The sequence below is a fragment of the Morganella sp. B601 genome (assembly GCF_051172335.1).
Taxonomy (GTDB): Bacteria; Pseudomonadota; Gammaproteobacteria; order Enterobacterales; family Enterobacteriaceae; genus Morganella; species Morganella morganii.
This window is the reverse complement of the sequence record NZ_JBPIZE010000002.1, coordinates 310,054-333,917: the sequence shown is the minus strand read 5'-3', so window position 1 is coordinate 333,917 and position 23,864 is coordinate 310,054. Positions and strand designations below refer to the sequence as shown.

At 51.6% G+C, this 23,864-nt stretch carries 26 protein-coding genes; 14 read left to right on the top strand and 12 right to left on the bottom strand.

Annotated elements, in window-relative coordinates; translation table 11 throughout:
- The first annotated feature begins 139 nt into the window (after positions 1–139).
- From ACSBQN_RS06275 to ACSBQN_RS06265, 3 genes are read left to right on the top strand one after another with little or no spacing between them, the layout of a single operon-like run.
- The gene (locus ACSBQN_RS06275) at positions 140–1,204 is read left to right on the top strand and encodes a FecCD family ABC transporter permease (protein WP_354632758.1); all 1,065 of its coding nucleotides are present in this window, start codon (positions 140–142) and stop codon (positions 1,202–1,204) included.
- Positions 1,205–1,206: 2 nt separating this feature from the next.
- Positions 1,207–1,947, top strand: a complete 741-nt coding sequence (locus ACSBQN_RS06270; protein WP_152696243.1) for an ABC transporter ATP-binding protein — start codon at positions 1,207–1,209, stop codon at positions 1,945–1,947.
- A gap of 13 nt (positions 1,948–1,960) precedes the next feature.
- On the top strand, positions 1,961–2,932 hold the full coding sequence (locus ACSBQN_RS06265) for an ABC transporter substrate-binding protein (protein ID WP_036408032.1): 972 nt from the start codon (positions 1,961–1,963) through the stop codon (positions 2,930–2,932).
- A gap of 47 nt (positions 2,933–2,979) precedes the next feature.
- On the opposite strand, the gene ACSBQN_RS06260 is transcribed toward ACSBQN_RS06265, so the two are convergent.
- The 6 genes from ACSBQN_RS06260 to ACSBQN_RS06235 all read right to left on the bottom strand — a co-directional run bounded on the left by ACSBQN_RS06260 (position 2,980) and on the right by ACSBQN_RS06235 (position 6,543).
- Positions 2,980–3,291 (bottom strand): AzlD domain-containing protein, encoded by a 312-nt coding sequence (locus ACSBQN_RS06260; protein ID WP_024473104.1) that lies wholly within the window; start codon positions 3,289–3,291, stop codon positions 2,980–2,982.
- On the bottom strand, positions 3,288–3,995 hold the full coding sequence (locus ACSBQN_RS06255) for an AzlC family ABC transporter permease (RefSeq protein ID WP_049242900.1): 708 nt from the start codon (positions 3,993–3,995) through the stop codon (positions 3,288–3,290). Before ACSBQN_RS06255 ends, ACSBQN_RS06260 begins: the two co-directional genes overlap by 4 nt.
- Positions 3,996–4,080: 85 nt before the next feature.
- The gene (locus ACSBQN_RS06250; RefSeq protein ID WP_024473102.1) at positions 4,081–4,917 is read right to left on the bottom strand and encodes an AraC family transcriptional regulator; all 837 of its coding nucleotides are present in this window, start codon (positions 4,915–4,917) and stop codon (positions 4,081–4,083) included.
- 88 nt (positions 4,918–5,005) lie between these two features.
- Positions 5,006–5,410 carry an NUDIX hydrolase gene (locus ACSBQN_RS06245; protein ID WP_087825357.1) on the bottom strand — a complete coding sequence of 135 codons (405 nt, stop codon included), beginning with the start codon at positions 5,408–5,410 and terminating at the stop codon, positions 5,006–5,008.
- A gap of 281 nt (positions 5,411–5,691) precedes the next feature.
- Positions 5,692–5,904, bottom strand: a complete 213-nt coding sequence (locus tag ACSBQN_RS06240) for a LysR substrate-binding domain-containing protein (RefSeq protein ID WP_434991648.1) — start codon at positions 5,902–5,904, stop codon at positions 5,692–5,694.
- Between the two features lie 90 nt (positions 5,905–5,994).
- Positions 5,995–6,543, bottom strand: a complete 549-nt coding sequence (locus tag ACSBQN_RS06235) for a LysR family transcriptional regulator (RefSeq protein ID WP_227989295.1) — start codon at positions 6,541–6,543, stop codon at positions 5,995–5,997.
- 38 nt (positions 6,544–6,581) lie between these two features.
- Between ACSBQN_RS06235 and ACSBQN_RS06230 the strand changes: the two genes are divergently transcribed.
- Positions 6,582–7,439, top strand: a complete 858-nt coding sequence (locus ACSBQN_RS06230; RefSeq protein WP_214177168.1) for a PhzF family phenazine biosynthesis protein — start codon at positions 6,582–6,584, stop codon at positions 7,437–7,439.
- A 20-nt stretch (positions 7,440–7,459) separates the two neighbouring features.
- Here ACSBQN_RS06230 and ACSBQN_RS06225 read toward each other — a convergent pair whose 3' ends face one another.
- Positions 7,460–8,074, bottom strand: coding sequence for a TetR/AcrR family transcriptional regulator (locus ACSBQN_RS06225; RefSeq protein ID WP_024473099.1), 615 nt, complete (start codon positions 8,072–8,074; stop codon positions 7,460–7,462).
- Between the two features lie 93 nt (positions 8,075–8,167).
- Between ACSBQN_RS06225 and ACSBQN_RS06220 the strand changes: the two genes are divergently transcribed.
- Complete coding sequence (locus tag ACSBQN_RS06220) at positions 8,168–8,953, top strand: DJ-1/PfpI family protein (protein ID WP_024473098.1); 786 nt, start codon at positions 8,168–8,170, stop codon at positions 8,951–8,953.
- Here the strand turns inward: ACSBQN_RS06220 and ACSBQN_RS06215 are convergent.
- The 3 genes from ACSBQN_RS06215 to ACSBQN_RS06205 form a co-directional block, all read right to left on the bottom strand.
- Positions 8,944–10,011: an alpha/beta hydrolase family protein gene (locus ACSBQN_RS06215; RefSeq protein ID WP_354632759.1), complete on the bottom strand. Its 1,068-nt coding sequence runs from the start codon at positions 10,009–10,011 to the stop codon at positions 8,944–8,946. The two genes, ACSBQN_RS06220 and ACSBQN_RS06215, sit on opposite strands and share 10 nt — an antisense overlap.
- A 7-nt stretch (positions 10,012–10,018) precedes the next feature.
- Positions 10,019–11,065 (bottom strand): serine hydrolase domain-containing protein, encoded by a 1,047-nt coding sequence (locus ACSBQN_RS06210; protein ID WP_354632760.1) that lies wholly within the window; start codon positions 11,063–11,065, stop codon positions 10,019–10,021.
- A gap of 114 nt (positions 11,066–11,179) precedes the next feature.
- Positions 11,180–12,082, bottom strand: coding sequence for a LysR substrate-binding domain-containing protein (locus ACSBQN_RS06205; protein ID WP_024473095.1), 903 nt, complete (start codon positions 12,080–12,082; stop codon positions 11,180–11,182).
- Between the two features lie 115 nt (positions 12,083–12,197).
- Here ACSBQN_RS06205 and ACSBQN_RS06200 point away from each other — a divergent pair, with 115 nt between their 5' ends.
- From ACSBQN_RS06200 to ACSBQN_RS06190, 3 genes are all read left to right on the top strand, one after another.
- Positions 12,198–13,385 (top strand): MFS transporter, encoded by a 1,188-nt coding sequence (locus tag ACSBQN_RS06200; protein WP_024473094.1) that lies wholly within the window; start codon positions 12,198–12,200, stop codon positions 13,383–13,385.
- Between the two features lie 121 nt (positions 13,386–13,506).
- Positions 13,507–14,481 (top strand): prolyl aminopeptidase, encoded by a 975-nt coding sequence (gene pip / locus ACSBQN_RS06195; protein WP_024473093.1) that lies wholly within the window; start codon positions 13,507–13,509, stop codon positions 14,479–14,481.
- Positions 14,478–15,113 carry a LysE family translocator gene (locus ACSBQN_RS06190; RefSeq protein ID WP_024473092.1) on the top strand — a complete coding sequence of 212 codons (636 nt, stop codon included), beginning with the start codon at positions 14,478–14,480 and terminating at the stop codon, positions 15,111–15,113. The genes pip and ACSBQN_RS06190 overlap by 4 nt, the downstream gene beginning before the upstream one ends.
- On the opposite strand, the gene ACSBQN_RS06185 is transcribed toward ACSBQN_RS06190, so the two are convergent.
- A complete protein-coding gene (locus ACSBQN_RS06185) occupies positions 15,110–15,907 on the bottom strand; it encodes a helix-turn-helix transcriptional regulator (RefSeq protein ID WP_024473091.1) in 798 nt (265 codons plus the stop codon). The two genes, ACSBQN_RS06190 and ACSBQN_RS06185, sit on opposite strands and share 4 nt — an antisense overlap.
- Before the next feature lie 134 nt (positions 15,908–16,041).
- Here ACSBQN_RS06185 and ACSBQN_RS06180 point away from each other — a divergent pair, with 134 nt between their 5' ends.
- Together ACSBQN_RS06180 and ACSBQN_RS06175 are read left to right on the top strand one after the other, a co-directional pair.
- Positions 16,042–17,463 carry an MFS transporter gene (locus tag ACSBQN_RS06180; protein ID WP_354632761.1) on the top strand — a complete coding sequence of 474 codons (1,422 nt, stop codon included), beginning with the start codon at positions 16,042–16,044 and terminating at the stop codon, positions 17,461–17,463.
- A 107-nt stretch (positions 17,464–17,570) separates the two neighbouring features.
- Positions 17,571–17,969: a VOC family protein gene (locus ACSBQN_RS06175; protein WP_152696254.1), complete on the top strand. Its 399-nt coding sequence runs from the start codon at positions 17,571–17,573 to the stop codon at positions 17,967–17,969.
- Here the strand turns inward: ACSBQN_RS06175 and ACSBQN_RS06170 are convergent.
- Positions 17,922–19,142 carry an MFS transporter gene (locus ACSBQN_RS06170; RefSeq protein WP_354632762.1) on the bottom strand — a complete coding sequence of 407 codons (1,221 nt, stop codon included), beginning with the start codon at positions 19,140–19,142 and terminating at the stop codon, positions 17,922–17,924. The genes ACSBQN_RS06175 and ACSBQN_RS06170 overlap by 48 nt on opposite strands.
- 96 nt (positions 19,143–19,238) lie before the next feature.
- On the opposite strand from ACSBQN_RS06170, the gene ACSBQN_RS06165 reads away from it, so the two are divergent.
- The 4 genes from ACSBQN_RS06165 (at position 19,239) to ACSBQN_RS06150 (ending at position 23,851) form a co-directional block, all read left to right on the top strand.
- The gene (locus ACSBQN_RS06165) at positions 19,239–20,180 is read left to right on the top strand and encodes a LysR family transcriptional regulator (protein WP_036408012.1); all 942 of its coding nucleotides are present in this window, start codon (positions 19,239–19,241) and stop codon (positions 20,178–20,180) included.
- A 10-nt stretch (positions 20,181–20,190) separates the two neighbouring features.
- Complete coding sequence (locus tag ACSBQN_RS06160) at positions 20,191–20,649, top strand: nucleoside deaminase (RefSeq protein ID WP_024473086.1); 459 nt, start codon at positions 20,191–20,193, stop codon at positions 20,647–20,649.
- A 475-nt stretch (positions 20,650–21,124) separates the two neighbouring features.
- Complete coding sequence (locus ACSBQN_RS06155) at positions 21,125–21,559, top strand: hypothetical protein (protein WP_250211507.1); 435 nt, start codon at positions 21,125–21,127, stop codon at positions 21,557–21,559.
- A gap of 132 nt (positions 21,560–21,691) precedes the next feature.
- A complete protein-coding gene (locus ACSBQN_RS06150; protein WP_152696262.1) occupies positions 21,692–23,851 on the top strand; it encodes a TonB-dependent receptor in 2,160 nt (719 codons plus the stop codon).
- The last annotated feature ends 13 nt before the right edge of the window (positions 23,852–23,864 follow it).

Genomic DNA, 23,864 nt, shown 5'->3' with positions numbered 1-23,864 from the left:
ATGTATTTTTCGCTATAATCAGAAAAATAGTGGAAACAGAGACTGACAAGCAAATTATGGCGGTATTTCGTTATCATAATGTGATATTTCCGTAAATCTGTTAACAGCCTCTGATCTGATGAAATACAGGTTAATAGTGATGAGTGAAGCAGTAAGAGAAACACCCGTACGACGTAAAAAGAAACTGAATGGCCGTAATTTTTCACAATTTTTTATCTGCCTGTCTGTGTTACTTGCTGCCATGTTTTTTTCACTGTTTTACGGCAGCGTCAATATGGAATTTCATCAGAAGCTGGATACAGTAATCAAAATTATTACCGGGGGCATCAATGGTGATGATCTCCTGCCGTATGAAACCATCATTTATAATATCCGTCTGCCCCGGATTATCCTGGTGGCAATTACCGGCGCATCCCTGTCACTGGTGGGGATCCTGATGCAGACCATAACCCGCAATGAACTGGCCGACCCGTATATTCTCGGCGTTTCCTCCGGGGCCAGTGCGGGGGCTGTATCCGCCATTGTGCTCGGGTTATTTGCTTTTATGTCACCGTATAATGTCTATATCGGTGCATTTGCCGGCGGGCTGATTTCCACGGCTATTATTGTTCTGTTTAATTTTAAAAAGAGTAATATGACCAACCTTGTGCTGATTGGTATCGGTATTTCCAGTCTGTTTTCTGCTATTACCACCGCTATTATTTATCTGTCCAAGAATGAAAGTCAGGTTAAAAGTGCTATGTTCTGGATGCTGGGCAGTTTCTCCGGCATTAAATGGTCTTATATTCCGCTGCCGCTGGTGGCATTAATTGCAGTATTGATTTTTTGTCTGTTATTCAGTAATGTTCTTGATACGTTATTATTAGGTGCGGATGCGTCTGCACAATTAGGTGTGAATGTCGGTGCTATCAAGCTGGCGGTAATTATTTTATCATCCTTTGTGGTATCTATTATTGTGGCTAATGTTGGTGTGATTGCATTTATCGGTCTTATTATTCCGCATATTGTCCGTAATACGATTTCGGTGAAACACTTTAAGTTATCGCTCTATTCCTGCCTGGTCGGTGGTGCATTTCTGATGATTATTGATACGATTTCCCGCAGCTGGTTTAAACCGGAGGAGATTCCGGTTGGTATTCTTACCTCACTGATAGGCGCACCGCTGTTTGTTTATATCATTATTAAAGCGAACAGGAGCCGGTAACAATAAGTACCGTTGATATTAATGACCTGAATTATAACGGGATACTGAAAGACATTAATCTGTCATTTTCCGGCAAAAGAGTGATCGGTATTGTCGGGCCTAACGGCTCCGGCAAAACAACCTTATTACGGCATATTTACCGGGATATCAAAACCCGGGGCACCGTTTTCTTTGATAATACGGATGTGGCTCAGTTCTCCGTCAAATCACTCGCCCGCAATATCTCGGTACTGACGCAGTTTAATGACCAGGTGGAAGGCAAACTGACCATTGAGGAAATCGTGGTGATGGGGCGGATGCCGTATAAAAAACATTACGTGGATTACAGCGACCGGGATTTTGTGATTGCAGATAATTACATGACATTGTTTGGTCTGCAAAAAATGAAAAATAAAGAGTATCACGCACTGTCCGGTGGTGAGAAACAGCGGGTGATGCTGGCGAAATGTTTTTCCCAGGAAACCGATATTATGATCCTGGATGAACCGACCAACCACCTGGATATCCGCTATAAAGTGGAAGTAATGAAAGCGCTGGCCGCATCAGAATCTACTGTGATTATGACCATTCACGATATTAATTTATCCGCAAAATACTGTCAGCATCTGATCCTGATGAATGACGGACAAATTTATGCGCAGGGCACACCGGCGGAAGTACTAACCCGGAAGTGCCTGTTTGATGTATTTGGTGTGGAATTTACGGTATTACCGGTCGAAGACCGTGTTGCTATATTTTTATAATCCGGATGAGGGAATGATGAAAAAATTATTATTGAGTACTCTGGTTATCTCCGCATTGTTTTCCGTGACAGCCATTGCGGAAAATAAAACAGCACCGGCTTATGTTCCGGTTGAATTCAGTGCAAAGCTGGATGGCAACGAATATCACTTTAAACCGGAAACATCCCCGCAGCGTATTGTCTCTCTCAGTCAGATCACCACCGAAATGCTGCTGGCGCTGGATTTGGGGGACCGTATGGTCGGTACCGCCTTTCTGGAAGAGCCGATTTATCCGCCGGTTAAAGCGGCGTATGACAAAATCCCCGTGCTGGCAGAAAAATGGCCGTCTTACGAAGTCTTTATGTCTGTCAAACCCGACTTCGCCACCGGCTGGGCAAACTCATTCTCAAAACTGGCACTGGAAGCCAATAAAATTGTGCCGGAAGGGGTTGCCGTTTATGTGCCGGAATCCATGACATCACCGAAAGCAGATGTGAATACTTATTTTAACGACATGCTGAAATTTGGAGAGATCTTCGGTGTACAAGAGACAGCTGAAAAATACGTGGCGGCAGAAAAAGAAAAACTGAATACCGTTATCAGCCAGATTCAGGCGTATCCGGAAAAAACTGCCTTTATTTTTGATTCTCAGGACGGTAAACCCTATACCTTCTTTGATGGTTATACCTCAGAGATGCTGAAACTGATTTCTGTTAAAAATATTTTTGCCGGCAAAAATACCGGAAAAACCTGGGCGGTTGGTAACTGGGAAGATGTGATTATGTCTGATCCGGAAGTGATCATTATTCCTGTCTATAAAGGCTTCCGTAATGATGATGATTATGACCAGAAAGTGGCATTTATTGAATCCATGCCGGAAATGCAGGGTGTAAAAGCCGTGAAAAATAAAAATTATATTAAAGTGAATTTGTCTGAATTAGTGCCGGGACCGCGCTCGATTGATATTTTGCCGGTGCTGGCAAAAGAAATTCACGAAAAGCCGTAATGTTCTCTGAGTTCCGCACCGGTTTTCCGGTGCGGACAGTTAAATAATCAGAACAGATAAATCAGAGTGTAGAAAAATACCAGCGTCAGGACCACGGTCAGCAGGGTATTTTTAATCAGCCGTGCGGCGATAATACAGAACAGCGTACCCCATAAATACGGATTATCACTGATATCACGGAACTGCTGTTCCTCCAGTAATACAATCGGCGCGCAAATAGCCACCAGCAGACAGGGCGCGGAATAGGTCAGCGCCTGCTGAATAAAAACCGGCAGCCGCAACGGTAATCCCGGGATCAGAAAAATAAAGCGCAGCGAAAACAGCATCAGTGTCAGTGCGAGTATTAATCCCCAGCTCATTTTACATCCCCCCATTTACGCCCCAGCAGAACGGCCAGCAGCATGGCGCTGACGCCGGCAATTACCGCGCTGCCCTGAATACCGGCACGTGTCAGAATAATCGTGACCACAAAGGAAAACAGGGCCCCGGCGAGTGCACTTTTTGATTTGATCAGCGGCACCACAATCGCCAGCAATGTCGCCACCACTGAAAAATCGAGCCGGAGCTGGCTCAGGTCGCTGATGCTGTGTGCCAGCACAATGCCGAGAATACTGACCAGCACCCAGACCAGATAAAAACTCAGTCCGGCACCGAACAGATAAGCAAAACTCAGGCGCTGCCGCCCGGCGACACTGACCGCAAACAGTTCATCCGTCAGCAGAAAGCCGATACCGGCCCGTTGCAGCGGGGAAAAAGGACGCACATGCGGGCGCAGCGTCAGCCCGTACAGCAGGTGTTGTGAGGTGATAAAAAAGACGGACACAATAATAGTGATCACCCCGGCACCGCTGTTAAGCAGGCCGAGTGTCACCAGCTGGGCGGCACCGGCAAAGACCATCGCGGACATCGCAACACTTTGTGCAAAGGTCAGGCCGCTGTCCACCGCCATCGATCCGGCGAGGATCGCCCACGGCACCACAGCCAGGTTGAGCGGGGTCATATGCAGTGCGCCGGTGAGGAAATCTTTCAGCGGAGAGGCGGGTAAATCTGTGGTTGTTGTCATTGTTATCATCCGTACAGCGTAAAACAGTCCGGATACTCTGCCATGACACAGCAACAGAAAGATTGTACAAAATTGTTCAGCGGGATCAGCGGCGCTGCATAAATTTGCCCGGTGAGACACCCATTGCCCGTTTAAAATGGCGGGTAAAGTGGCTTTGGTCGGTAAATCCGCACTGTAAAGAGACATCCGCCGGGCGGCCGCCGTTTTGTAACAGCTGACGCGCTTTGCGCAGGCGTGCCTGAATCAGCCACGCGTGGGGCGGCATGCCGTAACGCAGACGGAACTGGCGCAGAAAATACCACGGGCTGAGATTCGCCATTGCGGCCAGCTCATCCAGGGAATAATCCGTTTCAGGATGGCTGTTCATCATTTCTGCAATATGCTGCAGGCGCTGACCGGCCGGGGTGATCTCCGCCGGGCGAAAGCCTTTTTTATTGTGGCGGGTGATAAGCCAGGCCAGGGTTGAGAGCAACAGGGAACCTTTCAGCAGCCGGTTATCGGGCTTCAGCAACATATCGAACAGCAGGCGTAACTGCGCGGCAAGGCCGGGATCATGCACCACCGCGTGAGAAAACCAGGGGACAAAGCCCTGATCGGCCGATTTGAGATCCTGCATCAGCGCATCCAGCATTTCCGGTGTCGGATAAATCGCACGGTAGGCCCAGCCGGTTTCCAGTGCGGAGGAACCGGTGTGGATTTCATCGGAATTCACCAGAATGATATCGCCGGTCGGGGCATAATGGTTACTGCCGGTACGGAAAAACTGCTGAACACCTTCGTCAATCACGCCGATACAAAAACCTTCGTGAGTATGACGGCTGAATTTTTGCTGATAGTAACGGGCAGAGATCATCCCCAGACCATAAAAATCGTCCAGATGAAAATAGTCAGCCTGTTCACGGCAATGCCCGTCACTCTGCATGGTGTATCCTGCTCTGTCTTTACTGTAACCGGTTATTATCGCGCTGCGTTACATTCTGTCTTGTACAAAATTGCGCAGCCACGTGATATCAGCCGATCAGTTTCCGTGCTGTCAGGTCTTTCACAATCAGTGCCGCGACCAGAGAACAGCGGGGCAGATCACGGCTGTCCAGCCAGTCCAGCTCAGCAATTTCCGCGGCCGGTTGCAGTACGCCGGTAAATTCCGCCTGATAACAGCGGATACGCACCTGTGTGCCGTCCTGTTTACCGTCCGCCTGACCGGTGAATTCCCCGTAAAACGTGATGGTATCCGGTTTCAGTGTTACCGTCAGTTCTTCGTCAATTTCGCGGCACAGTGCCTGTTCGTCAGTTTCACCGGCTTCACGTTTGCCGCCCGGGGCGTAGAACAGGGTTTTGTTATGGGAGCGGACCATGGCCACTTTGCCGTCTTTCAGCGTGATCAGTGCCAGTTTATCGATCATTTTTGCCGTCATTGCTGTTCCTTTATCACTCTGGTGAATGTGTGCTTTGCAGCCATTATGACACTGTGCTTTCCGGAGAGTGTCAACTTTTTTGCTACTGACAGTTTCCGTGACTGATCTTCTGTGCTGATCGCAGATTTGCCAGGATAAGTACCGGATATATCCGCACTATCAATTCACATTATTTATATCAGGAGCATTTATCGTGCTTCAGCAACAGGCGGCGGTACACACCGTCTGCCGCGCCGGTTAATCGAACGCCCCCTGTTGTGCTGCGGCCAGCAGAGCGTCTGTCACGCAACGGGTTCTGACCGGTAACTGCGCCGTCTGCGGCCGGAGAATATGTACCGGGGTCTGTGTGCCGTCACAGGCAGTACCCGGCACAGAGAGCCGTCAGCCAGATAATCACCGATCATCCACAGCGGCAACTGGGCAATGCCGTGCCCGCCCAGCACCGCCGCCAGCATGGCATCACCATCCGCCAGTTCATAAAACGGCGGCGGGATAATACGTAAAAGCTGACCGTCACAATATAAAGACCAGTAAAACGGCTTATCGCGCCGGAACCCAGTAATACAGCACCGACGTCTGGGTGGTCAGTTGCCGGGCGACCAGGTGACTGCTGTCAGGTGGTTCACCGATGCGGATCGCCAGATCCCGCCTTCTTCAGCCAGGTCAATAAACCGTTCGCGGAAAGAGATACTCATCATCAGCTGCGGATGCTGAACCATCAGCTTTTCCAGCACCGGCATCACCCGGCGGCGGCCGAATGCCGCAGGTAAATCAATACGTAACCGGCCGCTCAGGGTGGTTTGCTGCTCACTGATTTCATCTTCCGCCTCACCGAGAATGGCAAGGGCAGAGAGGCAGCGGGCGAGATATTTTTCCCCGGCAGGGGTCAGGGTAATACGCCGGTTGCCGCGCTGAAACAAGCTGACACCCAGTGCAGCCTCCAGCTGACTTATCCGTTTACCGGCCGCTGATTTGGTGATCCCCAGTTTGTCCGCTGCTGCAGTGAAACTGCCGTGCTGTGCGGCGGCGACAAAGGCGGTAATCCCGGAAAAAGAATCCGTTTTCTGCATGAGCGATTTATCACAGTGATGGTTAATGATTTCATCATAATCGTTTTCTGTGATAAAAATCATCAGCTCTGCTCTGTTACCACATAAAAAGGATAATAACGTTGAATACCCGCACTTATCAGTTTTACCAGGTCGATGTTTTTTCTGATGTACCACTGCTCGGCAATGCGCTGGCGGTGGTGGTTGATGCGGATGATCTGACCGATGAAGAGATGCATCGTTTTGCCCGCTGGACAAACCTCAGCGAAACCACATTTTTGCTGAAACCGCAGGATCCGCAGGCCGATTACCGGGTCCGTATTTTCACCCCTGACGGTGAACTGCCGTTTGCCGGACATCCGACACTGGGCAGTTGCCATGTCTGGAAGCAGCATACCGGTTTCAGTGAGACGCGGGATATCATCCAGGAATGTGCCGCCGGGCTTATTACGCTGCGTCAGTCTGAACAGGGAACCGCCTTTGCCGCACCACCGATGATTGACGAACGGGATCTGACAGAAGACGAGTGCAATACAGTTGCATCGGCATACGGCATCCCCCGCAGTGCCATTTTGCAGGCAAAGTATATTGATAACGGCCCGGCCTGGACAGGGATTGAGGTGGATTCTGTTGCCCGCCTGCTGGCAATCACCCCGGATTATGCGGTACTCAGCCAGTCAGGGAATAACGCGCTGTATAAAATCGGCGTGTGTGCCCGGTATCCTGCGGGCAGTGATGCCGCACTTGCGGTAAGGGCATTTATTAACCGCAGAGGCGCGGAAGACCCGGTAACCGGCAGTCTGAATGCAGCGCTGGCACAATGGCTTATCAGCAACGGCACATTGCCGTCGCACTATCTGGCGCGGCAGGGTGAAAGTGTGAAACGTGACGGCTGGCTGAGTGTCCGGCAGGATGCCGACGGGATCCGGGTCGGCGGTGCGGTGACAGACTGTATCAGGGGTCAGGTTTCACTGCGCTGAAAAATACTCACCGGCGGATATTATGCCTCCGGTGATGTCAGTGCAGACTGCAATACCAGCTGACCGGCACGAACCATCTCTGCCAGTTGATCCGCACTTTCACCGGCCCGGGCGCGCAGGGAAATACTGTGCAGGAACGCGGTCAGTGTTTTCGCCAGCAGCGGCGCGGAATCCGGATCGCACAGCGCAGTTTTCTCTTCATTCAGACAATCCAGCACCATCATCTCCTGTGCCGCAATGACTTCCTGCAGACGTTTGCGGATGGCAGGGTCGTACACTTCGGCGGCGGCTGTTGATAACACCATGCATCCGGCCGGGCCATGCTCTCCGGTATAAAGGGTGACGGTTGCCTGTAACCAGCGGATCAGGCGGGCGGCCAGCGGCTCACCGGGTGTCTGCGGTGCCAGTGCGGCGGAATAATGCGCCTGAGCGATTTCACCGAACCTGTCCATTGCCAGTTGGTAAAGCCGTTCTTTATTACCGAAAGCGGCGTACAGGCTGGGTTTCCTCATATCTGTTTCTGCGGCCAGTTCATCGAGAGACGTTGCGGTATACCCTTTGCGCCAGAACTGCGCCATGATTTTATCCAGTGCGGCGGCACTGTCGTAATTCCGGGGTCTGCCTTTTTGTGCCATTTGATTACCGATCAGTATAAAAACAATTTACATCATTGTACCTCATGCATTATTTTACCGGTTAGTAAATAAATATTGTCACGGAGTATTTTGATGTCTGATCATGATTATGCAGTTGAAACTATTTACGGGCTGAGCACGCCTTCCATTCAGGCGCTGGTTGCTGCGGGGCGCGCATCACAGCCCGCATTGCTCAAAGTCGGGATTTTTGTCTGTCCGGGTTATATGCCGATGGATATCAATGGCGCACAGTCTGTTTTTACGATTGCCGGGGCGGAAATCTATTTTATCTGGAAACGCCGGGAGCTGGTGGAGGGCTATATCGGCTGGCCGACAATGCCGACAATGACCTTTGATGAGTGTCCGGATGATCTGGATGTGCTGGTGACCGGCATGGTACCGCCGGAGGTGATTGAAGATCCGGAGGTGATCCGCTTTTTCGCGCAGGCAGGGCAAAAAGCGAAATATGTGATTGGCACCTGTTACGGTTCGCTGATGCTGGGTACAGCCGGATTACTGAAAGGCAGAAGGGCAACCAGTAACAGTAATGTGGTGCCGATGCTGCCGGACGTCGGTGCTGTTGCCGTCGGCGGCAGTGAAGTGGTGATCGACGATACTATCTACACCTCCGGCCCGGCGACCGGCTCGTTTGATGCCTCATTACTGGTGCTGAAAGCCCTGCGGGGTGAGGAACTGGCCGCACTGGTTGAACTGGCGATTGAATATGACCCGCGCCCGCCGTTCCGCACCGGTTCCCCGCAACTTGCAGGGCCGGAAATGACCGCCATATCACAAAGTATGACCGCGCCGCTGAACCGGCAATATCACGAAGCGGCGAAACGGGGCTATGCCCGTTATCAGCAGATGATTCAGGACTGACAAACCGGGTAATAGGCTGTCAAATCCGGGATTTTGTTTTTTATCCAGTCAGTGATAAGAGACAATGCTCCCGGATGATAGGCTTCCCGTCCGGCATACAGAAACTGCCACTGGCGCAGTACCGGCCAGTCGCTGCTGAGCTGATAATTATAGGCGGGTGCCTGTAATAAACCGTGCCCGGCCTGCGGAAAGACAATGACTTTTGTCTTTGGATTATCTTTCAAAAGTGACTGATAACGGCAGGCATTCCGCCGGGCATCGACATTCAGATCTTCCGCACCCCATACCGCCAGCACACGCCCGTTCATCTGAGGGATTACCGGGGTGGCATCACTGAGATAATTTTTGACCACAAATTCAAAGCGGTCGGGTGTCATATCACTACGTTGTGCCGGGTCTTTTGAGCCATTGCGGCCAAATATCCGGTCATTCTCTGCCTGTTCTGCTACCAGCAATTGTTTAATGTCTTCCGGCGATTTTCCCTGCTGTGCGTAGCGCAGCCCCTGATAAAATTGTCCCTGATCCCGCCAGTTCACCGCACCGCCGATAATCACGGAAAAATCAGGCTGTGATTGTGCCGCCGCTGCCGGGATCACCCATCCCGCCTGGGAGAAACCAAGAAAGCCAATCTGCACCGGGGTATTCTGATAAAGGGATTGCAGCAATGTCAGTGCGGCCACGGCTTCCTCTGCGCGATCATCCATTGATTGATGCAGCCAGTTTCCCTGACTGTTACCGGTGCCGGCTTTATCCCAGGAAAATACTGCAATACCGGCATCCAGCAGAGTATTGAACAGTGGGTTATATCCGTTGTCTGAATATCTGTCCTGCGGGCCGTCACCATGGATAATCACGGCAACCGCTGCCGGGTGTCCGTTGCCGGGCAGCAGAAAGGTACCGGAAAGCCTGTTTCCCTGTGAGGTGAAGGTCAGTTCTTTCGCCACTGCATTGTCGAAATCAAAATCATCAAGATGGCTGGTAAAAAACAGCACCAGTCCGGCAATCAGTAACAGCAGAGCAAGCCCGGTAAGTGTCCGGCGGAAATAACGCGCTATCATGTTGCTATTATTCGTCCCCGCGAACAGTGATCATTGCAGGGAATCCAGGGCGGAGAAAGGCGTCAGCGGCGACACGGGCCAGCGTTTCGGTATCGCACTCTTCGCGGTTGGATAACGCGACGATAGTGGTGTCTGATTTTGTCAGCCGGATAAAGTAAGTACTGGTTCCCATCCAGCCTCCGGCATGTTCCAGACTCAGCTCACCGAAATGATGAAGGGTATGTAACCCCGCAGCATAAGGCTCATAATCCGTAACAGGCGTGCCGTTTTCTGTCAGCGGGGAGAGGATTTCTGCCATCTGTTGTATCAGCGCAGTACCACCGATGCGGGCGGTGCGGTAGTTTTCGCCCCATTTCATCAGGTCAGCGGCACTGGAATGTACCGCGCCGTCGCCGGTGTGTGTCCACGGGCTTTCGGAAATCCGCCACTGACCGGCAGCTTTGCCGTAGCCGGTGGCAATGGTCTGCGGTGCCGGATATTGCTCAACAATAAAAGTATGGTTCATTTCCGGCGGTGTAAAAATCCGTTCGCGGGCAAAATCAGCAAATGACTGTCCGCTGACCCGTTCAATAACCTGTGACAGCAGAAAATAACCGGTATTACTGTAATCATGGCGGGTACCGGGCGGAAAATCCGCTTCTGTCTGACTGACCAGGTCCGCCAGGGTTTCCTGTGGTGTCAGCGGATCATAGAAGCCGGTTTTACGGGCAAAAGCCAGATCCATATAATCCTTCAGCCCGCCGGTGTGGTGCAGCAGGTGGCGTAATGTCACCGGACGGGCATATTCGCCCAGCTCCGGTAAAACGGACAAAACAGAATCACTGAGTGAAATTTTGCCTTCCTGCACCAGTAACAGCAGCGAAAATGCAGTGAATTGTTTGGAAACGGAGGCTAAGTTGAAAATGGTGTCCGGTGTTACCGGCGTGCGGGTTGCCACATCCGCCATGCCCCGGCAGCTGTACCATGTTGCGCCGTTATCGGTATGTACCATGACGATAACGCCGGGCTCATCCGGCGAAAAGCCCGCTGTCAGCGCATTCAGTGCCGTTTGCATTGTTATTTCTCTCTTATTTTTACAAGGCAGGTTTATTTTAAGACTAAATGCGCTGAAAAATATTGTCGAGAAGATACAGAGATGCACCGTCAGCGGCTTAAGGTAGTGTTCAGATTAACCGGGGCGTTTAAAACACTGGCTGTGTTGCAGGACAAAATCGATAAAACAGCGCAGCCGGGGAGAAAGTGCCTGACTGCGGTAATACACCGCATTAATCGGCAGTTTGTTTTCATAAGTGTATGACGTCAGAACCTGACGAAATTCCCCGTTTTCGCGCATTTCGTGTGTCACAAAATCGGAAATACAGGCAATTCCCGCGCCGGAACGTGCCAGATTGCAGATAATTTCTCCGCTGCCCGCAGCCAGTGACGGGGTAATTTTCAGTCCCTTTTTGTTGCCGTTATACAGCGGCCAGGTATTCAGGCTTTCCGGCGTGATAAATCCCAGCAGAGTATGCTGCGCCAACTCTTCCGGTGTTTTCGGCTCGCCATGCTGCTGAAGATAACGCGGGCTGGCCAGAATCCGCTGCCGGGTGTAGCCCATCAGCGTGGCATGCAGGGAAGAATCTGCCAGCGGACCGAAGCGGAATGCAATATCAGTCTGTTTTTCCAGTAAATTGGTAATACCTTCATAGTTGGTCAGTTCAAGGCGGATTTGCGGATAACGTTCATGGAATTGTGTCACCAGCGGTGCTATCACATGGAGCTGAACAGGCGTTGAGGCATCAATACGCAGTGTGCCGGAAGGGATCTCTTTGTGGTTCATCAGCACATCTTCCGCTTCCTGTGCCAGTTGCACCACATCACGGGCTTTTTGTAAAAACAATGCACCTTCTTCACTCAATTTAAGCCGTCGCGTGGTGCGGTACAGAAGAGTAGTGTTCATCTTTTCTTCAAGACGCAGCAGGGCACGGCTGATGGCGGAAACGGTCAGCCCGTTTTGTGCGGCCGCCGCTGTGACGGAGCCGCTGTCAACGACGGCAATAAATGCCCGCATTTCTTCCAGAGTGATTTTCATTGTTGCGTTTTATTCAATTGTTTTTTGCAGATTAGCGGCTGTTTCCGCAAAAATCAATGTGGCAGAATCGCCGTCCTGACAACACTGTGATGTTGTTTTTTATTCTGAGGACATTATGCGAACAAATACTGCTCTGTTATCCCTGTCTGTCGGCGCATTTGCTATCGGGGCAACGGAATTTTCCCCGATGGGTATGCTGCCGGAAATCGCCGGGTCACTGGCGGTTTCCATTCCTGCCGCCGGGATGCTGGTTGTGGTGTATGCGCTGGGCGTTATGCTGGGTGCACCGGTAATGACATTACTGCTGATCCGGCGTTCGCCCAAAGCGGCACTGATTTTCCTGATGAGCATCTTTACGGCAGGTAATGTGCTGTCGGCACTGGCTCCGGATTACAATACACTGCTGTTCGCCCGCTTTATCACCAGTCTGAATCACGGCGCATTTTTCGGTATCGGCGCTATGGTGGCGACACGGGTGGTGGCCAAAGGCAAAGAAGCCGGGGCGATTGCGGGCATGTTTATGGGGCTGACTATTGCCAATATCGGCGGCGTTCCGGCGATCACCAAACTGTCCCAGATGCTGGGCTGGCGTGAATCCTTCTTTGTAGTCAGTCTTCTCGGCCTGCTGACAATGGCGGCATTGCTGCGATCACTGCCGCGTAATATGCAGGGACAAGAACTTAATCTGCGCCGCGAATTACAGGTGCTGACCCGTCCGGCGGTATTACTGGCAATGCTGTGTACTGTGCTGGGTGCCAGTGCCATGTTTACGTTTTATACCTATATTGCCCCCGCGCTGACCTTTATCTCGTCTGTGCCGGAAACGCAGATCAGCATTATGCTGGTTCTGGTCGGGCTGGGCTTCACACTGGGGAATTATCTGGGCGGAGTATGGGCAAACCGTTCTGTTTCCCGCACATTGTACGGATTATTTGCACTGCTGGCGCTGACGATGGTTCTGTTTCCGCTTATGGCCCGTGACACTGTCACTGCGGGGATCATGCTGGTTATCTGGGGAGCGGCCAGTTTTGGTATCGTTCCGCCGCTTCAGGTAAAAGTGATGCAGGTAGCCTCAGAAGCGCAGGCGCTGGCCTCATCGGTCAATATCGGTGCCTTTAATCTCGGCAATGCAGTCGGTGCCGCACTGGGGGCATCAGTGCTGGCAAACGGTGGTGATTATGCCGGTGTCAGTTATGCAGGTGCGGCAGTAGCCGCTGCCGGATTAGTGGTGCTGCGGATAACCTTACGCCGGACAAAATCGCAGAAGTCTGTTTCAGATGCAGAGCAATGCACTACTATCTAGATGAATTAACAGATTAAACCAGCATGGCAGTCCGTGATGTAAATCCACGGACTGCTTGTCTTTTATGCGGGTTATTGATTAGAGTGGTGAATTCTGTTTACTGATAACCGGTAATTTTGCTATGACAACCTCTTCTGACACAACATTCCGCACTTTGTATCCGGCTATTGAGCCTTATGAGGCCGGGTTTCTCGATGTTGGTCATGGTCACCGGATCTATTACGAACGCACCGGTACACCCGGCGCGAAACCGGCTGTTTTCCTGCACGGCGGGCCCGGCGGCGGTATCAGCCCGGAATACCGGCGCTATTTTGATCCTGCCCGTTATGATGTGCTGCTGTTTGACCAGCGCGGTTGCGGGCGTTCAACACCGCATGCGGAAATTGCCCATAACACCACATGGGATCTGGTGAAGGACATTGAGCGGCTGAGAAAGCATATCGGTGTCAGTAAATGGCTGGTATTCGGCGGCTCCTGGGGCTCGAGCCTCGCACTGGCATACAGTGAAACGCACCCGCAGCAGGTCAGTGAAATCATTTTGCGCGGTGTGTATACCGTGACAGAGGCAGAACTGAACTGGTATTACCAATTTGGCGTTTCACAGATATTCCCGGAAGAGTGGGAAGCCTTCCTGGCACCGGTTCCGGTGCAGGAACGGCACAATATGATTGCCGCTTATCATAAACTGCTGACCGGTGATGATGTTCAGGTTCAGCTGGCGGCAGCCAAAGCCTGGACTCTGTGGGAAGGGAAAACCACCACACTGTTACCGGATGCAGAACATCTGGATGAATTTACCGGTGACCATTTCGCCATCGCTTTTGCCCGGCTGGAAAATCACTATTTTTATCACCGGTGCTGGCTGGAGGAAGGGCAGTTATTGCGTGATATTCACCGGCTGCAAGGTATACCGGGGATTATTGTTCACGGCCGTTATGATATGCCGTGTCCGGCAACCTTTGCGTGGCATCTGCATAAAGCCTGGCCGGGGTCTGTGCTGCATCTGATTGAAGGTGCAGGGCACGCGATGTCTGAACCGGGGATCCGGGATCAGTTGCTGCGGGCCACAGACTATTTTGCCGGTCAGGGGTCATGACCAGTAATTTACAGGGTATTTTGGGGCTGGTGATCACCAGCTCTGTGCTGATTGCCATTCCGGGGCCGAGTATTTTGTTTCTGGTCGGCCAGGCGTTATCTGCCGGGAAGAAAAATGCCCTGAAAGGCGTTGCCGGAAATATCATTGGTATGTACAGCATTGCGGTATTGCTTGCTTTCGGAATTGGCGCGGTGCTGATGTCTTCTCCGCAGATCCTGATGATAATCCGTCTGATCGGGGCATTCGTCCTGTTGCTGATTGGCTGGCAGTATGTCCGGGCATCCCGTATCAGTATGGCGATGGATGTTCCGGCTGACAAAGGCCATCAGTCATTTTTTGCCGGTATTATTGTCGGTGCCGCGAACCCGAAATCCGTGATTATGTTCGGTACGATTGTCCCCGGATTTACCGGTGAAATTCCGCCGGAGATGTCCGCAACCACCGTCTTACTGCTGATGTCGCTGATCCCGATAGCCCCGGGCATTGTTATCGATATTATCTGGGTTTATGCCGCACATGCTGTTAAGTCCGCATCATTTTTCCGGGGGAACAGTCTGCGCTGGTTTAATCTGTGCGGCGGTATCCTGATGATCCTTATGGCATTACTGCTGGCGGTGGCATCGGTGATTTAATCCTCACCGGTAACCGGCGTATACACCAGTAACCGGTTGGATTTATCGATATCAAATGTCAGGGACGCATACTCGTAGGTTTCCCGTCTGCCGTTAAATTCAATTTCACGGATGCCGTTACAGGGCTGATATATTTCGTGTTTATTCCACAACGTGTCAAAAGCCGCAGATTTCTGACATAACGTCGTTATCATCCGCTGAATATTGGGGTCATGTTTTGTTCTGGCATAATCCCGGCGGAAACTGGCAAGCAGACGCTGAGCATCGGTTTCCCAGTCTGTAAACCGGGTCTGATAGCGGGTATCGGTAAACAGTAAATAGAGAAAGTTACACATCCCGGGCTGTGCTTCAGAGAAGTGCAGGTAACGATCTGCTTTTTCATTGTACGCCAGCACATCCCAGTGCAGATTCAGCACATAGCAGAGATAATTATCCGGAAAATCATCCAGCATCCGGGTGATAACCGGTGGCACATGATGCTCTGTATCACCGGAGGCTTCCGGAGCCCGCTGGTGGGCCAGCAGATACAGGTGCTGGCGTTCTGCCTCATTCAGACGCAGTGTCCGTGCCAGGTTGTCCAGAAAGCGGGTGGATACCCCGATTTCACGCCCTTGTTCCAGCCAGGTGTACCAGGTCAGACCCACTCCGGCAAGTGCGGCGACTTCTTCACGGCGCAGACCCGGAGTACGGCGGCGTGAAGTGTGCGGCAGCCCCACACATTCCGGGGTCAGGCTTTCACGTTTTGTGCGTAAAAAATCAGCCAGTTCCGGCCGTGTGCGCGGGTTTTCACTCATTATCAGATGCCTTATACAATGTTGCCCTGAGTTCCTGTCACTATTAGTAATAGTATAAACGGTTAAATTGTAACAGAATAACGACCTGATTATAGTCTCATTCCTGCTTTTAAAAATGGCAAAATGAGAAAAACATGAATCAGCAACAACGTATTGCACTGTTTGTATTAGTCCTCGCCGGGTTTGTCACTATTTTCGATCTGTTTGTCGTCAATGTGGCGATAGTCAGTATCGAACGTGGTTTACAGGCCAGTTTCACTGAACTGACACTGATTATTGCCGGGTATGAACTGGCTTTCGGCCTTCTGCTGATTACCGGCGGGCGGCTGGGAGATATTTACGGACGCCGCCGGTTATATCAGGCCGGAATGGCCTTTTTCACACTGGCGTCACTGTTGTGTGCTGCCGCACCGACAGCATTATTACTGGTGATTGCCCGTTTTATCCAGGGACTGGCTGCCGCATTATTGTTCCCGCAGGTGTATGCCGGAATACGCCTGAATTTTGATGAAACACAGGCAAGAAAAGCATTCGGCTGGCTGGGTATGACGCTGGGGCTGGCCGCAATTGCCGGTCAGGCACTGGGAGGCTGGCTTATTACCCTGAATCTGTTTGATATGAGCTGGCGGCTGATTTTTCTGGTTAATCTCCCTGTTGGTATTCTGGCTCTGGTATTATCCCGCCATTTACAGGAGGGATGCGCTGCGGACGGACTCACCACTGACTGGCCGGGCGTACTGTTATCCGCCGCAGGTATTACCGCATTTCTGTTACCGCTTCTGATGTTGCCGGTTTGGGGCCTGACACTTTTCAGTACCGGATTGCTGCTTACGGGTATGGTTCTGTTGTTCTGTTTTGTCCGTTATCAGCAGCATTTATCACGCACCGGGCGGACACCGCTGTTTGATATTGCCGTACTGAGCAACCGGCCATTTGTTACCGGCACCGGCGTTGTGCTGTGTGTCTATGCCACCTCATCCGCATTTCCGCTGATACTTTCCCTGTTACTGCAAAACGGTATGGGGGCTACACCGCTGGAAGCCGGGCTGATTTTTGTGCCGTCCAGTATCGGCTTTGTTATTGCCTCCTTTATCACTCCACGAATGACTATCAGACTGGGCGAACCGGTGATTTATTATGGTGCATTAGGGTATGCCGCCAGTTATCTGGTATTAATCGCCGAGCTGAATTTCCTGCCGCAAAGCACCACAAATACGATACTCAGTCTGTTTCTGTTTTTGGTCGGGTTCACACAGGGCATGATCATGACCCCGATGCTGAACATTGTGATGTCCCGGGTTACACCGGTACAGGCCGGGATGGCATCCGGACTGACGGCCACATTACAACAGATTGGTGCAGCAACCGGTGCAACCGCAGTATCGGTTATTTTACAGTTTTCACTGCGGCACAGCGGAGATACTGTAATGTTATCTGCTCCTGCCGCAATTTACAGTGTCAGTCTCGGGTTCAATGTGCTGATGGCACTGTGTGCCGCATATCTGATTTACCGCATAACACGCGCCCGGCAGCCGGAAATAGTTTCCTGTCTGTAGTGCATCATTACGGATGTATTAAAAAAAGAAAATACCCCGAATTGTGTATTTTTAGCCAATGTGATACCACGTAATGTACGAATAACAGCGATACAGGGAGTTGTCTGATGATTACAATTTCACACCTTGACCATCTGGTTCTGACGGTGGCTGATGTTGAAAAAACCTGCGATTTTTACCACCGCGTACTGGGTTTTTCGGTCATTACATTTCGCGGGGATCGCAAGGCTTTAGTGTTTGGCCGTCAGAAAATTAATTTACATCAGGCAGGAAATGAATTTCTGCCGAATGCGGATAAACCGGTACCCGGTTCAGCAGATCTCTGTTTTCTCACCGGAACCCCGGTTGAACAGACGCTGGCGCATCTGGCAAAAGAAAAAATTGTTGTGGAAGAAGGGCCGGTGGAACGCACAGGGGCAACCGGCCCGATAATATCGGTCTATTTTCGTGACCCGGATTTAAACCTGATCGAGATTGGCCTGCCGGTCACATCCCGGGCGGTATAAGCGGATAACAAAACCGGAAATCAGTATCAGCACTATTGCAGCACAGATGAGTGCTGCAATGACATTTCCCTGTAAGGAGAACGCAGACACCATCATGCCCCCGGCAGCAGAGCCGGCAGCAATACCGGTGTTGAAAAAGGCGATATAAAGTGACCCGGTTATTTCAATCGCTTGTGCGCTGTAGCGGATCATCCAGTTCATCAGCGTCACAGATACGCCGCCGTATGCTATTCCCCAGAGCGTGAGAATGATGGTATGTGATACAGGGACGGCAGGCAGCAGGAGTAACCCTGCCAGGCTCAGGGCAATACCGCCGGTAATGCAGAATACGGCACGGAACAGATGACGACCGGACAATAACCCCAGAACAAAATTACCGGCAATACCTGCAATACCGTACAGTGCCAGTAACCCGCTGAGTTCATATGCCTGCAACTGAGGATCCCGTTGCAGAATCGGGCGGACAAAGGTAAATGCCATAAAGTGGGCAGTCACCAGCAGTAATGTGATCAGCAAGTCTGTCCGGATAACCGGGCGGCGGAGTTGGGTCAGAAAATCGCGGACAGCCGGTGTCTGAACCGGCGGCAGAGAGGGAAGATCCAGCATCAGCAGCAACACGGCCAGGGAAAACAGGCTCATGATACCAAACACGCCACGCCAGCCGACCCATTCACCGAGGATCACCCCGGCGGGGATTCCCAGTACGGATGCGGCAGCAACACCGGCAAATATCAGAGATGTGGCAAGTGCCACATGCCGGGAATCGACCAGCCTGACAGCTATTCCGCCGGCGATTGCCCAGATCCCGCCGATGCTCAGCCCGACAATAATCCTGGCCGCGATCAGAACAGAGAAGTGGGTGGCTGTTGCCGCACAGATATTGGCCACCATTAATAACAGCATCAGTATCATCAGCAGATAACGACGGTTCAGGCGGCCGGTGAACAGAATAATCAGGGGGGAACAAAGCGCAGCGACCAGAGCCGGTATGGTTAGCATCAGGCTGACATACGCCTGCGGCACCCGGAACGCTGCCGCAACCGGTGTCAGTAACCCGACCGGCAGCATTTCCGTAGTCACCACAGCAAACGTTGCGAGAGTCAGCGCAACAACAGAAAACCATCCCCGGCGGGCTGGCGGCAATGAAGGTGATAAACAATGACTGTCTGACATACATTCCTCATGGTAATAACTTTACTTGAGAAGAGAGTCTATCTGCGCCAGTATGACAGATAAATATCACCTTTGGCCAAATACCGGGGACAAATCGTGGCAGATAAAAATGGTTTACTGCTGGATAACTTATTCGATGTGCTGGTTTTTGTACGGGTCAGTGAAACCGGTAATTTCACATCGGCAGCTGAAAAATTACAGATTTCACGTTCCGCTGCCGGAAAGTGCCTTCAGCGCCTGGAAAATCGTGTCAGTACCCGTCTGCTTCACCGGACCACACGGCGGTTGCGTCTCACGGAAGAGGGTGAACGTTTTTATCTGCATGCCAAACGGATATTATCCGAGGTGGATGATGCGGAAAATGCGTTATATGAAGGCAGACAAAAACCTTCCGGCACATTGCGGGTTGCTGTCCCTGTAGTCTTTGGCCGCAATTATGTGATGCCGGTAATACAACAGTATGCCGCACAATGGCCCGATGTTGATATTGATGTCAGTTTTTCGGATGATTACTGTGATCTGGTTCAGGAAGGTATTGATGTGGCCGTGCGTATCGGCGGTAATGATGACAGCCGCCTGGTGCGCAAAGTTCTGGCGCCGCATCGCCTGGTGACCTGTGCGTCACCGGGTTATCTGGAACGGCACGGTATACCGGAAGCACCGGAACAGTTAGCAGCACATGAGTGTCTTATCTTCCGCCACCGGGGACGAAGTGTTCCCTGGCAGTTTATGCGGGATAAAAACGTTCAGTTGTATCCGGTCAGTGGCCGGTTCAGTCTGGGAGATACCGGCGCGGTTCTTGATGCTGCACTGGCTGATGGCGGAATTTGCCAGTTGGGCGCTTTTCTGGCCGGGCCTCAGGTAGCGAAAGGGGTATTGCAGCCGGTACTGACTGCATTTACACCGCCGGGCGAACCTGTATGTGCGGTATATCCGTCAAAACAATTTCTGGCGCCGAAAGTCCGCGAATTTCTCAATACACTGGAAACACAATGGCAGGGAAAAGCGGTATGGGAATCCCCCGTTAATCAATCATAAGGAATAACTGATGACAGATAGTGAATTTCTGGCTCAGGCGATAGCACTGGCCCGCCGGAATGCCGAAAAAGGCGGACGCCCGTTTGGGGCCGTTGTGGTCAGAGACGGAAAAATTGTCGGTGAAGGGGTTAATCAGATGTCTGAGCTGCATGACCCAACCGCTCATGCGGAATTGCTGGCTCTGCGTCATGCTGGTAACCACCTCCGGCAGACCCGGCTGGAAGATTGTGTGGTGTATGCCAGCGGACAGCCATGCCCGATGTGCCTGGCTGCAATGCGGATGGCGGGTGTGCCCCGTGCTGTCTATGCTTATTCCAATGCAGATGCGGAACCTTACGGTTTATCAACAGCATCCATCGCATTGGCATTACGGGCAGATCCGCATGAACAGCCGGGCTTCTCTTTTACACAGCAAAAACCGGAAGGTGAGACGTCACTGTATGATTTCTGGCAGCAAAAACAGAACTGATTATAGTTGACACTGATGCTGCCGGGTTTCCGGCAGCCGGTATTCCTGATACCATACCCGCCGGTATCCTCTGCCGGTTTTGTATTTTTTACCTTCTGTGTTTTCCGCTCTGTTTTACATTCCTCTTATTTATCCTCTGAATATGCTGCTGTTTATCTGCAGTACATCCTCAGTCTGCCTGTCATTTCGCCTGTTTTACCTTCCCCTGATGAATGAATTCAATCCGTAACCCGTTTATTTTCATTTTGTTATACAGGATTTTTATGATTTCACCTTATACATTGCCGGTACTGGCATTCACAGTATTTTTTACCGGCGTTACTGAATTATGGTTTCACCGATGCTCACGCCGCTGGCGGCTGCATTTGATGTCACACCCGCGCAAGCCTCATGGCTGATTGCGGTGTATACCTTATCGTATGCAGTGGCTGCACCGGTGCTGGGATGATTATCAGACCGTATCGGCCGTTACCGGATGTTGCGTGCCGCATTATTGCTGTTTGTGGCAGATGGTATCGCTCTGGCACTGGCATCGTGTTTCAGTGTGGCTGTGGGCTTGCGTATTCTGGGTGGTCTGGCGTCTGCTGCGCTGATCCCATCTGTTTTTGCACTGATTGCAGAACAATTAGGCGGGCTTCCCGGGATGATGTTGTGGATGTTATTGCAGGGATGCGCCCCGGGGATTGCCGCTCCCGTCAGTACAGCCATCATTGCTGAGCATGCCGGAACACGCAAAGAAGAGGCTCTGGCATTGTCAGAAAGCATGAATAATCTGAGCATCTTTATTTTATTACCGGTGGCAGCGGCACATCAGGATAGTCAGATATTATTACCTGCAGTTACCGCGTTATTGTTTTGCGCCACGGCACTGACGGGGTGCATTCTCAGCCCGATATATAGCAAAAAGTAATAATAACGAAAGAAATTATCTCTTCCGGAACTCATTGATACCGATCACGTTTACCCGAAGCGAAAATCAATATCATTTGCGCTATATATGCAAATATATAACGATAACAGTAAAACGATAACGGATGGTTCTATGACGACTAAATATATTTCGCGGGCACTGCTGCCAGCGCTGATTTCTGTTGCCCTTTTTCCGGCGCAGCAGGCACTGGCAGATACCATAATTGTGACGGACAAGCCTTCTCATATCACCCCGCAAACACAAGCCGGTGCCGGTTTTGTGGCGACCGATATTGATATGGGGCCGCTCGGTACCCGCCAGTGGCTGGATATTCCCTACAGCAGCAATACGGTCAGCGAAGCGATGATCCGCAATCAGCAAAGTAAAAGTGTCAGTGAAATGCTGAAATATCTGCCGTCTTCTCAGATGCAGGCCCGCGGCGGTATGGATGTGGGTCGTCCGCAGAGCCGGGGTATGCAGGGCAGCGTGGTGGAGAACAGCAGGCTGAACGGCCTGAATATTGTCTCCACCACCGCGTTTCCGGTGGAAATGCTGGAGCGGCTGGATGCAGTGAACAGCCTGACCGGCGCAATTTACGGCCCGGCGAGCCCTTCCGGTCAGTTTAATTTTATCTCTAAACGGCCGACACAGGATCCGCTGCACCGGGTGACGGTAGGGTATCAGAACCGTAATGCTTACAGTGCGCATCTGGATCTTGGCGGTCAGGCGGATGAAGAGAAGACTTTCGGCTACCGCCTGAATTTACTGGATGAAGAGGGTGAAGGCTATGTCCGGAACAGTAAAATACGCCGTCAGCTGGCCGCAGTTGCCCTGGACTGGCAGATCCGGCCGGGAACACAGATACAGCTGGATGCCAGTCACTATCATTTTGTGACCAAAGGATTTCCCGGCAGCTTTGGTTACGGCCCGGATATTGATTTACCGAATGCGCCGGACAGCTCCAACCCTGACCTTGCACTGAATACCGCCGGTAATGACCTGACGACAGATTCCGTCAGTACCCGTTTCACCCACTATATGAATGATAACTGGTCACTGAGCGGCGGTATCGGCTATCAGCAGGCAGATCGGGCAATGCGCTCTGTTTCGTCGCAAATTCTGGACAGCAAAGGGACTATCAGCCGCTCGATCACGGATTCTCCGGCAGCCGGTCGTTTCCGCGTGCTGAGTAATAATCTTACCCTGAACGGTCAGTTTGATACCGGTTCGGTAAACCATGATGTTGCTCTCGCCACCACCGGTTATACCTGGTCAATTTACAGTGCCAAAGAGCGGGGTAAAACCTTTCAGCTCGGCAATACCAATATGTATGACCCGTCTTCCATGACCGAACCTTCCGATGGACGCATCAGAACCGGCGGGGAACGTTACAAAGCCAGTGAAAACCAGCAGCAGAGCATTATTATTGGTGACACTGTCACTTTTAACCCGCAATGGTCTGCCATGGTGTATGTCAGTCAGAGCTGGATCACGACCCGTAACTTCGATAAACAGGGACACAAAACTGACCGCGATCAGCAGACCGGTACCAGCCCGAATATGGCGCTGATGTACAAAATCACCCCCGATGTGATGACTTATATCAGTTATGCCGATTCTCTCCAGCCGGGGGATACCGCGCCGGATGATGATAAAGTCAAAAACCGGGGTGAAACACTCAGCCCGTACCGCAGTACACAATATGAATGGGGTATTAAAGCCAATACCGGCAATATGAACCTGAGTGCCGCGGTTTTCCGTCTGAAACGGCCGTTTGCCTATACCGACAGCGACCAGATCTTTAAAAAACAGGGCGAACAGGTAAATGACGGGCTGGAACTGACCGCCACCGGCAATGTCTGGCAGGGGCTGAATATCTACAGTGGTGTCACGTTCCTGAAAGCAGAGCTGACGGATACGGGTAATAACAAAACTGAGGATAAACGGGTTGTCGGGGTACCGAAAGTACAGGCAAACCTGCTGATGGAATACAGTCTGCCATCTGTTCCGCAGTGGGTATACAGTGCCAACATTCATTACACCGGCAAACGGGCGGCAAATGATACCAACACCAGCTGGGCGGACAGCTATACCACACTGGATCTCGGTGCCCGCTATACCACTCAGATAGAAAATGTGCCGGTCACACTGCGGATCTCTGCGGATAACGTTACCAATGAGCATTACTGGGCTTCTATCTTCCCGGGCAACAGTAACGGCAAAAATGGCGGCGCCAATGCTTTTACCGGTGCAGGCCGTGAATTCCGGGCCACCGTATCATTTGATTTTTAACACGGAGGCAGCG